This window comes from Algoriphagus namhaensis, assembly GCF_042649705.1.
Taxonomy (GTDB): Bacteria; Bacteroidota; Bacteroidia; order Cytophagales; family Cyclobacteriaceae; genus Algoriphagus; species Algoriphagus namhaensis.
Window position 1 is genome coordinate 376,085 of the sequence record NZ_JBHRZS010000006.1, and the last position, 14,223, is coordinate 390,307.

Genomic DNA, 14,223 nt, shown 5'->3' on the forward strand with positions numbered 1-14,223 from the left:
TTTGTTTTTTTAACCAAGGTTTCACCATTTTCCTCCTTAGTTTTAAGCCATCGAAACTATGAGTACCAAAGCATTGATCATCGGTTCTGGAATAGCGGGGATTGCCGCTTCCATCCGCTTAGCGGTTAAAGGTTATAAGGTGGAAGTCTATGAAGCCAATGCTTACCCCGGTGGCAAACTTTCCGAAATCCAAAAGGACGGATATAGATTTGATGCAGGCCCCTCGCTATTTACTTTGCCTCAGCAGGTAGAAGAGCTTTTTGCGCTAGCAGGAAAGAATACGCCTGACTACTTCCAATACACCAAACTACCCGTTGCCTGCCACTATTTTTGGGAAGATGGATCTAAAATTAAGGCCTTCGCAGCCGTGGAGCAATTTGCCAATGAGGTGGAACGCGAGCTCGGGGAACCCAAAGAAAATATCCACCTCGCACTGGAAAACTCGAGATTTATCTATGATCATCTGGCGCCACTCTTCATGCATAAGTCCCTGCATAAGTTATCCACCTGGACCAATCCCGATGCGCTAAAGTCCTATCTGAAGATGGGTAAACTAGGGATTTTCCAAACCATGGATGAAGCGAATAAGAGACAGTTTGAAAACCCCAAGCTCGTACAGCTTTTCAATCGCTACGCGACCTACAACGGCAGTAATCCCTACGAGACTCCAGCAACGCTGAATATCATTCCACATTTGGAATTCAATATCGGTGCCTTCTTCCCCAAAAAGGGAATGCATGATATTACCCTCAGTCTCTACGAACTCGCCAAAGATCAGGGAGTGAATTTTCACTTTGATCAAAAAGTAGATGAAATACTCGTAGAAAATGGCCAAGCAATGGCCATTCGCATCAAAGAGGAAGTGATTCCTGCCGACTTGGTGGTAAATAATATGGATATGGTCAATGCGTATAAGACCATTTTGAGCAAGCAAAAGCAACCCAAAAAACTACTGAATCAACCCAAATCCAGTTCGGCCCTGATTTTCTATTGGGGTATTGAGCGTACTTTTCCGGAATTGGACCTTCACAATATTTTCTTTTCGGATAATTACCTGGAGGAGTTTGACCATATTTTTCATAAAAAAGAACCCTACAAAGATCCGACGGTCTACATCAATATCACCTCTACCCAAAAGCCAGACGATGCTCCAGAGGGTTGTATGAACTGGTTTACCATGATCAATGTGCCCAATAATCAAGGACAAGACTGGGATCGGGTGATCGCTGAGGCCAAGAAAAATATTATTCACAAAATCAATCGAATCCTCAAAACGGATATTGAACCGCTAATCGCTACGGAGGAGATTCTGGACCCACGAAGCATAGAGCTCAAAACTTCCTCGGCACAGGGAGCCCTGTATGGCAATAGTTCCAATAATAAATTTGCCGCTTTCCTTCGACATGCCAACTTTTCCTCGGATATCAAAAACCTATATTTCTGCGGAGGATCCGTGCACCCGGGAGGTGGAATTCCGCTTTGCTTACTTTCTGCAAAGATTATGACAGAGTTGATTTCGTAAGTAAAACCTAACTTTCGGAAGAAAAAGCCTAAAATATACCCTCAATTGAGATTTTTTTACCCGCTGTTTCCTGTACTTTCACATCGTCTCGTACTCGTACCCGAGATTCGCATCAACCACCTTCGGTATGGCGAAGTATACAGAGGTATCGCTGTTTCTTTGAAATACGACTCTTCAGCTTTCAAAGCTAAGTTTGGAAAGAATCGTCAATAGCCTCCCTAATCAAATCATACTCATAGCCCTTGGACATTAAGTATTGAGAGACTTTATACTTCTTTTTGTAGGGATCTTGCTCTTTCTCTTTTTGCCATCGGAGCTCTACCTGATTGCAAAGTGTGTCATAATACGCAAAGGGATCTATCTCCGCTAGCCCAATTTTAATCAGTGATTCCGGAATTTGGCGCATTTTTAATTCCATACGAATGCGGTTTTTTCCCCATTTTTTAAAATTGAATTTCCCTCGGGCAAAAGCTCTAACATAGCGCTCTTCGTCAATGAATTTCTCCTGAATCAAATACTCCAAAACCTGCTCCTGATCTTCCTCGGCAACTTCCCGCTCCTGCATTTTGCGCTTGGCATCCCAGACACACCTTTCTTGATAAGCACAAAATGCCATCATCTTTTCCTGTAATTCAGTAGAATTCCAAGATTTTTTTGTTCGATTGGAAGAAGATTCTTTTCGCCACATGGACAATTTCTGTAATTTGGGGCTTCAAAAGCTTTTCAACTCATTTTTATCAAATTTAAAATTTTAAAACTGATCATGCGTAAAAAAATCATAGCCGGAAACTGGAAAATGAACATGACTTTCGATGAAGGTCAAAAACTTACTTCAGAGATCGTCAACATGTACAAAGACGAATCAATCTCTGATGTGGAGGTAGTCCTAAACGTACCCTTCCCTCACATCATGCCAGTAAAAAAGCTGATCGGCAAGACTCCAAGAATATTTGTTGGCGCACAAAACTGCTCAGATCAGGACTCCGGTGCCTACACTGGAGAGGTTTCGGCAAAAATTTTAGCATCCTTCGATACTGACTTCGTTATTCTGGGCCATAGTGAGAGACGCCAATATTTTGGGGAAGACAATGAACTTCTTGCAAAAAAGGTAAAGAAAGCATTGGAACATGGTCTCACTCCAATTTTTTGCTGTGGAGAATCTTTGGAGATTCGAGAGGCGGGAACGCATCTGCCAAATGTAAAATTCCAACTCAAGCAATCTCTTTTCGACCTAAGCGCTGAAGAGTTTTCCAAAATTGTAATTGCTTATGAACCCATCTGGGCGATAGGAACAGGTAAAACTGCAAGTGCCGAAGAAGCACAGGAAATGCATGATTCACTTCGAAAATCCATTGCTTCCAAGTATGGGAGTGAGGTGGCCAATTCTACTCCAATTCTTTATGGCGGAAGTATGAACGCTGGAAATGCGAAAGAACTACTATCCAAGCCAGATGTGGACGGAGGATTGATCGGTGGAGCATCTTTGAAATCTCGAGACTTTCTAGAGATCATCAAGTCTTACTAAACCGAATGGACTATCTGGAGTTTAAAATCACCTGTTCGGAAGAGTTCAGGGATATCTTGGTGGCAGAGTTGTCTGCCATCGGGTTTGACTCCTTCCTCGAGTCAGAATCAGGCCTCGACGCCTATGCTGCCGAAGAAGGCTTTGATCGCTTAGGGTTTGAGGAAATTATTGCTAGGTACAAGGACTTGGCAGACATCCAATTGACAGAGGGCATTCTACCTAAAACCAATTGGAATGAAGAATGGGAAAAAAACTATGATCCCATCCCCGTGGATGACTTGGTCTATGTCCGTGCATCCTTCCATCCACCCGTAAAAGGCTTCAAGCATGAGATCCTCATCAATCCCAAAATGTCTTTTGGCACGGGCCATCATGCCACTACTTTTTTGATGCTTCGCCATCAAGGTGAGATCGACCATCAGGGAAAAAGAGTGCTAGATGTAGGCTCAGGAACAGGCATTTTGGCAATAATGGCCGCATTACTCGGAGCATCAGAAATCGAAGCTTTTGACATTGACGAATGGTGCGTAGAAAATGGAAATGAAAACTTTGCCTCAAACCACCTAGACATAAAAATGGGCCTAGGAACCATTCGAGAGGTAAAACCTCCAGGCATTTTCGATATCGTTTTGGCCAATATCAATAAAAACATTCTCTTGGACGAGATGGCACTTTATGCAGATTTGATTCCTTCTGGTGGATTTTTACTCTTGAGCGGCTTTTATGAATCCGATATTGAAGATATTTTGGCAGCAGCCAAAAAACATAATCTGGGCAAAGTAAAATCTCAAACGAAAAATGACTGGGCAGCATTGGTCCTAAAAAAATCATGAGTGAATTGATCCTTTACGCAGTTGTATTTTTATTACTCATAGGGCACTGCCTGATGGCTGGAAAAATGTACCGACAAGTGCATGAGGATCAAAATCTCAGTGTAACCGAAAAAAATGACTGGAAACTCAAAGCCTTGATCCTACCCATTTATTTCTTCCCCAAGTATAAATCCACAAAATCCTAGGTTCATTTGACTTGATTATCAAGACCTTCAGACTTTAGGACCTCTACCCATAAAAAGAGGTGTCGAGGGAGTCGGATGGATTAGCTAAATTAGCCCCATGGAGTATATCTGGAAGCAAATCCCAAGATCAAACGAAGCCAAAATTGACGACCTGAAAAAGGCGATCAATGTCAATGCGATCCTGGCCAATATACTTATTCAGCGAGGTATAGAGAGTTTTGATGAGGCCAAGTACTTTTTCCGACCCTCTCTCGATTCGCTTCACGATCCATTTCTGATGAAAGACATGGACGCGGCGGTAAATCGAATTCTCGCTGCGATTGAGGCCGAAGAAAAAATTCTCATTTATGGTGACTATGACGTGGATGGAACCACTGCGGTAGCACTGCTTTATAGTTTTCTAAGGGGATTCTATGAGAATATCGAGTTCTACATTCCCGATCGGTATCATGAAGGATATGGGGTCTCGGAAAAAGGCGTCCGATATGCCGCTGACAACGGCTTTGGATTAATTATCGCTTTGGATTGCGGAATCAAAGCTGTGGACAAAGTGGCTTTGGCCAATGAATTGGGAGTGGATTTTATCATTTGCGATCACCATACCCCCGGAGAGAAACTACCTGCAGCAGTGGCCGTTTTGGATGCAAAACGATCGGATTGTAATTACCCCTATAAAGAACTTAGCGGTTGTGGTGTAGGATTCAAACTTGCGCAGGCACTATCCAAAACACTTGGCCAAGATGAGCAGAAGCTATATCAATATCTGGATTTGTTGGTCGTGAGTATTGCTGCGGATATTGTCCCTATTACAGGAGAAAATCGGATTCTGGCTTATTTTGGATTGAAGCAAATCAATACTTCCCCACGCCCGGGTCTGGAGGCCCTCAAAAACGCAGGCCACCTTCAAGAATCTATCACCATCTCTGATATCGTTTTCAAGATAGGTCCAAGGATCAATGCATCTGGAAGGCTCGAGCATGCGAAATCCAGTGTAGAATTGCTCATTTCGGAAAGTTTGATGGAGGCATCTGAACTTGCCAAGGCTGTGGATGTGGTGAATAACAATCGCAGGAATTTTGACGAGAATATCACCCGGGAAGCCTTTGCCATGATAGCAGAGATGGAAAGCTCACGGGCTTGGAACGCGACTGTACTTTACAAAGAAGATTGGCACAAGGGAGTCATCGGGATCGTAGCAAGCAGATGCATTGAACAATATTATCGTCCCACCATCATTCTCACCGAGTCCAATGGTAAAGCCACCGGAAGTGCACGCTCTGTTGTTGACTTCAATATATATGATGCTATTGCCGAATGTGCTGACCTTTTGGAGCAATTTGGTGGTCACAAATATGCCGCGGGACTGACCCTACAAGTGGATAAAGTACCCCTATTTCAAGAACGTTTTGAGGAGGTGGTGAAAAGTAGAATCCGAGACAAGCACCTCATCCCAGTGATTGAGGTGGACGATGAAATCTCTGTCGATGAGATCAATCCTTCCTTTTACAATATTCTCAAGCAAATGGCACCCTTTGGTCCGGGAAATCCTGAACCTGTCTTTGTGCTAAATAATGTACGCGCAGAAAATGTCGTGGTACTTAAAGAAAAACACATCCGATTTGAGATATTGCAGGAAGGCCAAAAAACAAGCTTGGTCTGTTTAGCATTTGGAATGGCCGATAAGGCAAAGGATCCTCAACAGACGACCAAAGAACTTTTAGAGAGCAAGATGTCGTTCAGCTTAGTAGGAGAGATTCGCGAGAATGTTTTCAGAGGAAATAGTAGTTTGCAGATCTATGTGAAAGACATCAAATTCGATTGATATGAAATTAAGAGGAGATAATCTGGTAAAAATCTATAAAGGCCGAAGAGTGGTCAATGACATTTCTGTGGAAGTGGAGCAAGGCGAAATCGTCGGACTGCTCGGACCAAATGGAGCCGGAAAGACCACCTCTTTTTATATGATCGTAGGACTTATTCAGCCCAATAATGGTCAGATTTTTCTTGAAAATCAGAATATCACCTCCCTTCCCATGTACAAGCGCGCAAAGTTGGGAATAGGATATTTGGCTCAGGAGGCTTCGGTTTTCAGAAAGCTTTCCGTAGAAGAAAACATCATGGCCGTGCTGGAAATGACCAAAATGACTAAGGCCGAACGAAAAGAAAAAACTGAGAGCCTTCTAGAGGAATTTTCGCTCACCCACGTAAGAAAGAATTTGGGAATGGTCCTTTCCGGAGGAGAACGAAGACGTACCGAAATCGCTCGTGCACTGGCAGTAGATCCTAAATTTGTCCTTTTGGATGAACCATTTGCAGGTGTAGACCCCATCGCAGTGGAGGAAATCCAAACCATAGTTGCCAAACTGAAAAACAAAAATATCGGTATTCTGATCACAGATCATAACGTCAACGAAACACTCTCCATCACCGATCGAGCCTATTTGATGTTCGAAGGAAAACTTTTAAAAGCTGGAAGCGCAGAAGAACTAGCGGCTGACGAGCAAGTTCGGAAAGTTTATTTGGGTAGTCAATTTGAGCTCAAACGAAAGATTTTTAACTGATGGAAATCGTCAATTCCTTTATGGCTTGGCTCTTCAAGAGCCGACTCAAACAAATCGAACATTTCAAGAAAAACCCCTTTGCTGCTCAAAAACAGATTTTTGAAGAGCTCATTGAGGCAGGGCAAAAAACGAAATTTGGAAAGAAATTCGATTTTGGCTCGATAAAGTCTTATGCAGATTTCGCTGAGCGAGTACCGATACATGACTACGAAAGCATCAAACCATACATAGATCAAACTATGGCTGGAGAGCAAAATGTGCTTTGGGACAGCCCCATAGAGTGGTTTGCCAAATCATCAGGGACCACCTCCAGTCGAAGTAAATACATACCGGTAAGCACAGAGAGCCTTGAAGAATGCCATTACAAAGGGGGAAAGGACTTGGTGTCAGTCTATGTGAGGAATAATCCTGATACCAAAATGTTCATCGGGAAAAACCTGGCCATCGGGGGAAGTCTAGAAAAAAATCCACTCAATCCTCAAGGAACCGCAAGAGCAGGTGATATCTCCGCCGTGATCATGCAAAACCTTCCCATTTGGGCTCAGATCATTCGAACCCCAAGTTTGGAAGTCGCTCTTATGAACGAGTGGGAAGCGAAAATAGAAAAGCTAGCGCGGGACACCATGAATGAAAACGTGGTAACCATTACCGGAGTACCCACTTGGACCATCGTATTGCTCCAGAAAATTCTAGAACTGAAAAAAGCCAAAAACATACTTGAGGTTTGGCCCAATTTGGAGGTTTTTTTCCATGGCGCGGTAGCCTTTGGACCCTATCGAGCTGTTTTTGAAGAGCTTATTCCTTCTAAGAAAATGCGTTATATGGAGACCTATAATGCTTCTGAAGGATTCTTTGGCCTGCAGGATCAACCTGAGTCTGACGAGCTGTTACTGATGCTAGATTATGGGATTTTCTTTGAGTTCATCCCAATGGAAGAATGGGACAAGGAAAACCCGTCGGTGATCCGCCTCCAAGATGTGGAAGTTGGGAAGAATTATGCCCTAGTCATCACGACCAATGGAGGTCTGTGGAGATACAAAATCGGTGATACTATCCGCTTTACTTCCACAGCCCCCTATCGATTCAAAATATCCGGACGAACCAAGCATTTCATCAACGCATTTGGGGAGGAAGTAATCGTAGAAAATGCAGAAAAAGCCATCCAATTTGCGGCAGATGAGACCAATGCCACCATCGCAAATTTCACGGCAGCTCCAGTTTACTTCGAAAGCTCCGGAGCCAAAGGAGCCCATGAGTGGGTCATCGAGTTCAGATCGGAGCCAGATGATTTTCCAAAATTTGAGAAATTACTGGATGAGAAATTACGGGAAATAAACTCTGACTATGATGCCAAGCGCTACAAAAATCTTGCATTAAAAGAGCCTGTGATTCATCTCGCACCTAAGGGGATTTTTGATCAATGGCTCGCCAAAAAGGGAAAGTTGGGCGGACAGCACAAAGTCCCAAGACTTTCTAATGAGCGGACCCATCTGGAAGAGATTCTGGATTTGATCAACGCATAAAGCCCACTTCTAAATTTTGCCTATTTCTGGTTTATCTGGAAATAGGCTTTTTTTTGACCATTTTTCATTACTTTTTGTATTTAAAATTCTATCCAGAAAGGTTTTACCCATTTCAAGTGCTGAGATTTTTGGATAGAGCAAATTTCTATTAGCAAAAACCCAGAACTACCAAAGAAATGCTTACTCTTCTGATTATCCTTTTTACCCTTGGACTGATCCTTCTAGCCATTGTCAAGTATGATATCCATCCTTTCTTGGCACTTTTTTGCGGAGCTATTCTTTACGGATTATTATCTGGTATGCCTGGAGATCTCATTCTTAAATCCATTTCTGAGGGCTTTGGAGGAGTTTTGGGAAGTATTGGATTGCTCATTTTACTTGGAGTAATCATGGGCACTTTTCTGGAAAAAACAGGTGGTGCTATCGTGATTGCCCAAAAAATTCTATCCTGGATTGGAGAAAAAGCGGTAACCAAGGCCATGATGGCTTGCGGGTATATTCTATCTATTCCCGTATTTGGGGACAGCACATTCATCATGATGAATCCTATCAGCAAGTCCTTATCTATCAAAGGAAAAGTACCTTATGCTGCTACCACTGTGGCGCTGGCTTTGGGCGCTACAGCGAGTCACTCGCTGGTACCTCCCACCCCGGGACCTATTGCCACTGCCGGAATCCTCGAGGCCGACTTGGGCATGATCATTTTTTGGGGACTTATTGTCAGCTTGACCACCATGATTCCTGCATATATTTTTGTGAACAAAGTGGTGACTAAAATGCCTCTCGAAGCAAAATTTGTGGCTGATGAAGAGCAAATAGATAAAAGCACCTACCCCTCGGCTTTCTCAGCTTTCCTGCCTATCGTGCTTCCTTTGGTCTTGATTATTTTGGCTTCAATCGCCAAATATCCAACCGAGCCCTTTGGAACTGGAGGTTTTTATACTGTCATCGTATTCGTTGGTAGCCCAGTAATCGCTTTGCTGATTGGTGCTTTTCTTTCTTTTTCATTACCGAAAAAGTTTGATCGAAAAATCCTTTCCTCCACTGGTTGGATTGGTCAAGCCATTTTGATAGCGGCTCCGGTTATTTTGATCACTGGAGCTGGAGGAGTATTTGGGAAAATGCTTCAAAACTCGGGAATTGGAGATCTGGTAAGCCAAAGCATGACAGGCTCCAGCTGGGGTATTTTTCTACCCTTTATCATCGCTTTTTCTTTGAAAACAGCCCAAGGCTCATCCACAGTCGCCATGATCACTACGGCATCGATAATTGCCCCTTTGCTTGGAAGTTTGGGATTGGATTCGGAGTCTATGAGAGTCTTTGCTGTATTAGCCACAGGAGCCGGAGCTATGGCTATCTCACATGCCAATGATAGCTTCTTTTGGGCGGTGACTCAGCTGTCTGGTTTGAGTATCAAACAAGGAAATCAATCACATAGTATTGGTACGCTCATCATGTCTTTGACGGCCATCACGATGATCTTTATCATCAGCCAGTTTTTCTAGGCTTAGCGAGCAGTCCAGCCTCCATCTACCGTAAGCATTGAGCCTACCATGTATGTGCCTGCATCGCTAGCCAAGTAAATGGCCGCGCCTTGGATTTCCTCCAATTTCCCCCAGCGACCGAGTGCTGTTGCTCCAACCACGAACCTTTTCCCTTCCTCAGTATCTGCTATAGGAAGATTCATTTCAGTTAAAAATGGGCCTGGACAAATCGCATTTACGGTGATATTGAACGGAGCAAACTCTAGAGCCAAAGCTCGTGTCATTTGGACCACAGCTCCTTTGCTCGTGGCGTAGGGAGTTCGATTCGCCAATCCTACCAAACCAAGCGTGCTTGCTAGGTTGATAATACTTCCTTTTTGGGCTTTCTTCATGTACGGAGTGACTGCTCGGCAGGCATTCCAAGTTCCGGTGACATTGATATCCATAACCTTTTTAAACTCCTCAGGAGTCAGTTCATCTATAGCACCACGGATATTGATTCCTGCGCTATTAATCAAAACATCAATTCGTCCAAAGACTTCAAATGCCTCTTTTGCCATGGCTTCCATCGCAGAAAGGTCACTCACATCTCCAGAAAAAGAATGGGCTTTCACTCCATAGCTTTCAGCAATCTTAGCCGCAGATTCTGCGCCTTCTTTTGCATTCCTACTCACTAGCATCACATTTGCGCCAGCTGAAGCCAAACCCTCAGCCATAGCTAGTCCAAGGCCTTTAGATCCTCCGGTGATGATGGCAGCTCGCCCGCTTAAGTCAAAAAGTTTAATTCCTGGAAGTGATGAATTTGAAGTCATGAAAATAGATTTAATGGTTAGTGTTCGAATTACCCTAATCTTAGGGATTTTTTGCTGAATGCTAAAGAGGAGAGAATATTCATTTCCTCATTTTGAAATTTTTGGGCCTCACTCAGTCCTTCCAAACTAGGAAGGCTTCCGGAAAATGAATTTTCCCGAACTAATTTCAATGACTGAGCTAACTCGGAGGCAGGTCTGGCATCAAAGGTCCCCCAATATTTATCAGATAGACAGGGCACTTTTAAGGGGTCTCTTGTGATCATTTCCAGAGAAAAACGAATGTCTTTGTTGCTAGATTGACAAAGCTTCACTGCTTCCTCCAAATCAATAATTCCCGATCCTAAAGGCACCTCGGACAGTAAAAATCCATCTTCGTATTCCTTTACCCCCATATCTTTGACATGGGTAGAAAAAGAGTAGGGAGCCAAATTCCGGATCACCTCCATTGGATGCTCAAGCAGAGAGACATTATTGCCAAAATCCAAGGTGACCCCAACCCATTCACTTCCCAGATTTTCGATTATTTCCACCAATTCCATGGACAACCAGTCCTTATGATTTTCTACTGCGAGCTTTACCTTATGCTTCCGAACGATCGGTTCGGCGCGCTGAATCGAGGCTATTGAAGCTTCTTTGAAATCGAGATATTCTGCTGCCGATCCAAATGTTTCGTAGCGTCTACCGCTAAGACAAGCAGTTCGCAAAACGGTAGCTCCGGCTTCTTTGGCAGCTTTTACTTCAGTTTCAAAAGCAGAAATTTCATCTGATGATTTCGGTAGGGAAATACTTCCCTCAAGGTACAAACCTAATTTTTCCCGAGTATCTCGCACCGATTTGGAAAAGTCTTCAGTCCATCTACGCACGCCCACCTGAACACCTCCCGCACCGATGGCATGACAATGCTCCATCAGCTGAACTGCATCCTTGAATCCCGGATACATAGCATTGTCAGTTTTGGCTTGCCAACGAGTCCAATAGGAATGAACTACCACACCCATTCCTACCCCCTTGAGACTTTCGGGAAGCCCAGAAAAAGGTATGGTCATCGCCAAAGCTCCAAGGCTAGCCTTTTGCAAAAAACTCCGTCTCGAATCCGCAAATGCCAAATTATTTTGATCTGATTTCATGAATTATTCTTCTGGACTGCCAATACTTTGTTTTTCCATGTGTTCGTTCAGCTCAGGGGCACTCCATGGATAGACCCGCCCCTGTGATCGATGTCGGGTGAATGAAACCGTCCTACCCGTAATTGGCTCGGCCTGATTTCCCCATTCATTTCGAATATAAGTTAATATCGCTGCAATGCTTCCATCATCCATGGTAGAATGAGCAGGCATCACAGGCAAAATATCGGGAGCGTCATAAGTTTTGCCAGCGACCTCAAGAGGACCTTCCATCCCATGTAAAATGATCAATGCTAATCTTTTTTCATCCCCAAGGACCCACTCAGAACCAGCAAGGGGTGGACCCATACGAGTAGCTCCAGCTCCATCCGAACCGTGACAACCCGCACAAGTAGTCAGGTATTTCTGTCTTCCTTCGGTAAACTGAATTCTAGCTTTTTCATCCAATAGACTTCCAGTAGCTGCCAGAAGTGTCGGTTCGTGTCCTGGCCAGACGAAGAGACTTTTCAAAGCATCCAATTTAGACTCGTCCAGTGGCAAATCAGGGCTTTTCAGCAGATCAGGTTCTTTGGCCAAAGAAATTGAAGCGGTAGATTTTGGGTCACCCGCTTGAATAGCCATCCCAGTCAAAATTACTTTAGCTTTCCAATCATCCTGAATATCTTCTCCCTCAAGCATCGCAAGTGTGGCCGAAACCTGCTCAGAATCTCCATTTTTCACCACAGCGGTGGTGAGGGTTTCTAGGAAAATCTCCTTCCCCATTTCACCCTGCTTCAAATCTGGATCTGACCAAAGTGCTTGTAAAAAATTAAACTCTCTTCCTTCCAAACTACTCATCATTGCATCTCGGATAAGAGGCTCTTCACCGTACGTATTCAAAATCGGTTTCAATATGCTCAAGGCTTGATCAGTATTCAAAGTAGAGGAGCTCAAAGCTAGCTGCAAGGCTTCCTTTTGGCTGGCACTATTCACCATGGAAGACATCGCCTCTCCCAATTGGGTTGCAATTTGTGGAGAATCTGCAGCCCGCCTTTCTAAGAGTCTCATTGCGACTGATTTCAGAACTGGACTTTTCTCCTGAAGCAAGTCAAACAACAAAGTTTCATCTAATATGCCCATTCCCTCAAGAGCCCAAACTGCATGAAGCCTAGCTAAATCGGACTCTGAATTATTTACCAAGGCCTTGAGCGGAGCTATACTTTCGGGATCATTTTTCTCCACCAAAAGTCGCTGAGCCATATCTCTATGCCAGCCATTTTCATGACCAAGATTCTCGATCATTTCTGCCACAGACATTTTGGAATAGCTCGGCGGCGGGCTAGGCTGCCAATCTTCCGGAACTATCTTCCAGATTCTGCCTAGATGGACCGGCAAAACCAATCCTCGGTCTATAGTTTGCTCCTTCAAATAGGGAGTGACATAGGAACCGTGCTGGATCAAACCTCGATACATATCGGTAATATAAAGTCCTCCATCTGGCCCAATAGCAGTGTTAGTAGGTCTAAATCGCTCATCAGTTGATGCCAAAAACTCCTTTCCAGGATTAGGATCAAAAGCAGTCAAAATTGCCCCTTTTTCCTCGACCACATTTCTTTTGATTAAATTTCCTGAAGGCTCAGCCACAAAAATATTTCCGTAGTATTCCGTAGGAAAAACGGTGCTACGATACACCACTGGAGAGCAAGCTGCAGTAAATTCCAAAAGCCTGTTTCGCTCATCCAAAGTGCCGGGGATGTATCCACGGTTCACCGCTGGATTGGATCGAATGGGAAATACTTTTCGATCTATGGTAAGGCCATGGTCAATTCCTGTTGAAGGCTTATGATTTGCGTTTCTGGATAAATAATTGGCAGGTACCAGATCGCCATGAAGCTGCGACCAGTTATAGTTGTAAATAAGTCTCCCTTCATCATCTTGGCTCATGCCCCACTGTCCACGCGCTTCTGTACTATCACGAATCCATTCTCCATTTTGGTAACGATATCTAAGTCTAGACTTGGCTGAATAGTACCAATTATCCATCGCTCTCAGTAGTCCATTATCAGAGTGCTCTGGAATTCCGTTTTGGGAATAAGTAGAGTCAAAAAGTACCTTGGTATCCGCCACCAAATCTCCATCCAAATCCTGGGTCATCCAAAGAGAGTTATTTTCAGCTACTAAGGCTCCACCCTTAATTAAACCGAGAGCTCTTGGCATAACCAAACTATCCAAGTAAACGGTGCTTTTGTCCATTTCTCCGTCTCCATCCAGATCTTCCAGAACCGATATTCGCCCGATGGGCAAATCTTCTTCTGAACCCTCGATATCTGTCATGAATCCCCGCATCTCCACCACCCATAGCCTACCATCCTCATCAAAGGACAATGCCACAGGATCCTGAACCATGGGCTCGGAGGCTACCAATTGGATTTTGAATCCTTCTTCCACTACAAAGGTTTCCAACTCTTCTTGTGGGCTCCTCGCTGGAGAATTTTCTGTTTCTACCGGAGTTTTGACTTGGGGTTCACAAGCGGTCAACAACACTAAGCCCACAGCAGTGCCTATGAATGAATTTCGGAGCATTGGAGGTAATTATTTTGGGTTTAAGATCTAATTTCAAAAATCCTTTGATCTATAAATCAGATTATTACCCTATAAATTGCCACTATTTTACC

At 43.8% G+C, this 14,223-nt stretch carries 12 protein-coding genes; 8 read left to right on the plus strand and 4 right to left on the minus strand.

Annotation, left to right across the window (positions count from 1 at the left end):
- The first annotated feature begins 58 nt into the window (after window positions 1-58).
- Complete coding sequence (gene crtD / locus ACFOSV_RS05395; protein ID WP_377904166.1) at window positions 59-1,522, plus strand: 1-hydroxycarotenoid 3,4-desaturase CrtD; 1,464 nt, start codon at window positions 59-61, stop codon at window positions 1,520-1,522.
- 187 nt (window positions 1,523-1,709) lie between these two features.
- On the opposite strand, the gene ACFOSV_RS05400 is transcribed toward crtD, so the two are convergent.
- A complete protein-coding gene (locus ACFOSV_RS05400) occupies window positions 1,710-2,210 on the minus strand; it encodes a regulatory protein RecX (RefSeq protein WP_377904168.1) in 501 nt (166 codons plus the stop codon).
- A 75-nt stretch (window positions 2,211-2,285) separates the two neighbouring features.
- Between ACFOSV_RS05400 and tpiA the strand changes: the two genes are divergently transcribed.
- From tpiA to ACFOSV_RS05435, 7 genes are all read left to right on the plus strand, one after another.
- Window positions 2,286-3,047: a triose-phosphate isomerase gene (gene tpiA / locus ACFOSV_RS05405; protein WP_377904170.1), complete on the plus strand. Its 762-nt coding sequence runs from the start codon at window positions 2,286-2,288 to the stop codon at window positions 3,045-3,047.
- Between the two features lie 5 nt (window positions 3,048-3,052).
- On the plus strand, window positions 3,053-3,880 hold the full coding sequence (gene prmA / locus ACFOSV_RS05410; protein ID WP_377904172.1) for a 50S ribosomal protein L11 methyltransferase: 828 nt from the start codon (window positions 3,053-3,055) through the stop codon (window positions 3,878-3,880).
- Entirely contained in the window at window positions 3,877-4,065 is a 189-nt protein-coding gene (locus tag ACFOSV_RS05415) for a hypothetical protein (RefSeq protein WP_377904174.1), read from the plus strand. Before prmA ends, ACFOSV_RS05415 begins: the two co-directional genes overlap by 4 nt.
- Window positions 4,066-4,162: 97 nt before the next feature.
- A complete protein-coding gene (gene recJ, locus ACFOSV_RS05420; protein ID WP_377904176.1) occupies window positions 4,163-5,887 on the plus strand; it encodes a single-stranded-DNA-specific exonuclease RecJ in 1,725 nt (574 codons plus the stop codon).
- 1 nt (window position 5,888) lies between these two features.
- Window positions 5,889-6,626, plus strand: a complete 738-nt coding sequence (gene lptB / locus ACFOSV_RS05425; RefSeq protein WP_377904178.1) for an LPS export ABC transporter ATP-binding protein — start codon at window positions 5,889-5,891, stop codon at window positions 6,624-6,626.
- Complete coding sequence (locus tag ACFOSV_RS05430) at window positions 6,626-8,149, plus strand: GH3 auxin-responsive promoter family protein (RefSeq protein WP_377904180.1); 1,524 nt, start codon at window positions 6,626-6,628, stop codon at window positions 8,147-8,149. The genes lptB and ACFOSV_RS05430 overlap by 1 nt, the downstream gene beginning before the upstream one ends.
- Before the next feature lie 176 nt (window positions 8,150-8,325).
- Complete coding sequence (locus ACFOSV_RS05435; RefSeq protein ID WP_377904182.1) at window positions 8,326-9,654, plus strand: GntP family permease; 1,329 nt, start codon at window positions 8,326-8,328, stop codon at window positions 9,652-9,654.
- A gap of 2 nt (window positions 9,655-9,656) precedes the next feature.
- Here ACFOSV_RS05435 and ACFOSV_RS05440 read toward each other — a convergent pair whose 3' ends face one another.
- The 3 genes from ACFOSV_RS05440 to ACFOSV_RS05450 are packed head-to-tail and all read right to left on the minus strand — an operon-like array spanning window position 9,657 to window position 14,131.
- Complete coding sequence (locus ACFOSV_RS05440; RefSeq protein WP_377904184.1) at window positions 9,657-10,445, minus strand: SDR family NAD(P)-dependent oxidoreductase; 789 nt, start codon at window positions 10,443-10,445, stop codon at window positions 9,657-9,659.
- Window positions 10,446-10,474: 29 nt separating this feature from the next.
- Window positions 10,475-11,572, minus strand: a complete 1,098-nt coding sequence (locus tag ACFOSV_RS05445; protein ID WP_377904186.1) for a sugar phosphate isomerase/epimerase family protein — start codon at window positions 11,570-11,572, stop codon at window positions 10,475-10,477.
- A gap of 3 nt (window positions 11,573-11,575) precedes the next feature.
- Window positions 11,576-14,131 carry a DUF7133 domain-containing protein gene (locus ACFOSV_RS05450; protein ID WP_377904188.1) on the minus strand — a complete coding sequence of 852 codons (2,556 nt, stop codon included), beginning with the start codon at window positions 14,129-14,131 and terminating at the stop codon, window positions 11,576-11,578.
- Between the last annotated feature and the right edge of the window lie 92 nt (window positions 14,132-14,223).

Bases quoted from the DNA above. Each gene is read 5' to 3' on its own strand.
- prmA (WP_377904172.1), top strand. From the start codon at position 3,053: ATGGACTATCTGGAGTTTAAAATCACCTGTTCGGAAGAGTTCAGGGAT.
- ACFOSV_RS05450 (WP_377904188.1), bottom strand. From the start codon at position 14,131: ATGCTCCGAAATTCATTCATAGGCACTGCTGTGGGCTTAGTGTTGTTG.
- tpiA (WP_377904170.1), top strand. From the start codon at position 2,286: ATGCGTAAAAAAATCATAGCCGGAAACTGGAAAATGAACATGACTTTC.
- crtD (WP_377904166.1), top strand. From the start codon at position 59: ATGAGTACCAAAGCATTGATCATCGGTTCTGGAATAGCGGGGATTGCC.
- lptB (WP_377904178.1), top strand. From the start codon at position 5,889: ATGAAATTAAGAGGAGATAATCTGGTAAAAATCTATAAAGGCCGAAGA.
- ACFOSV_RS05400 (WP_377904168.1), bottom strand. From the start codon at position 2,210: ATGTGGCGAAAAGAATCTTCTTCCAATCGAACAAAAAAATCTTGGAAT.
- ACFOSV_RS05445 (WP_377904186.1), bottom strand. From the start codon at position 11,572: ATGAAATCAGATCAAAATAATTTGGCATTTGCGGATTCGAGACGGAGT.
- ACFOSV_RS05430 (WP_377904180.1), top strand. From the start codon at position 6,626: ATGGAAATCGTCAATTCCTTTATGGCTTGGCTCTTCAAGAGCCGACTC.
- ACFOSV_RS05435 (WP_377904182.1), top strand. From the start codon at position 8,326: ATGCTTACTCTTCTGATTATCCTTTTTACCCTTGGACTGATCCTTCTA.
- ACFOSV_RS05440 (WP_377904184.1), bottom strand. From the start codon at position 10,445: ATGACTTCAAATTCATCACTTCCAGGAATTAAACTTTTTGACTTAAGC.
- ACFOSV_RS05415 (WP_377904174.1), top strand. From the start codon at position 3,877: ATGAGTGAATTGATCCTTTACGCAGTTGTATTTTTATTACTCATAGGG.
- recJ (WP_377904176.1), top strand. From the start codon at position 4,163: ATGGAGTATATCTGGAAGCAAATCCCAAGATCAAACGAAGCCAAAATT.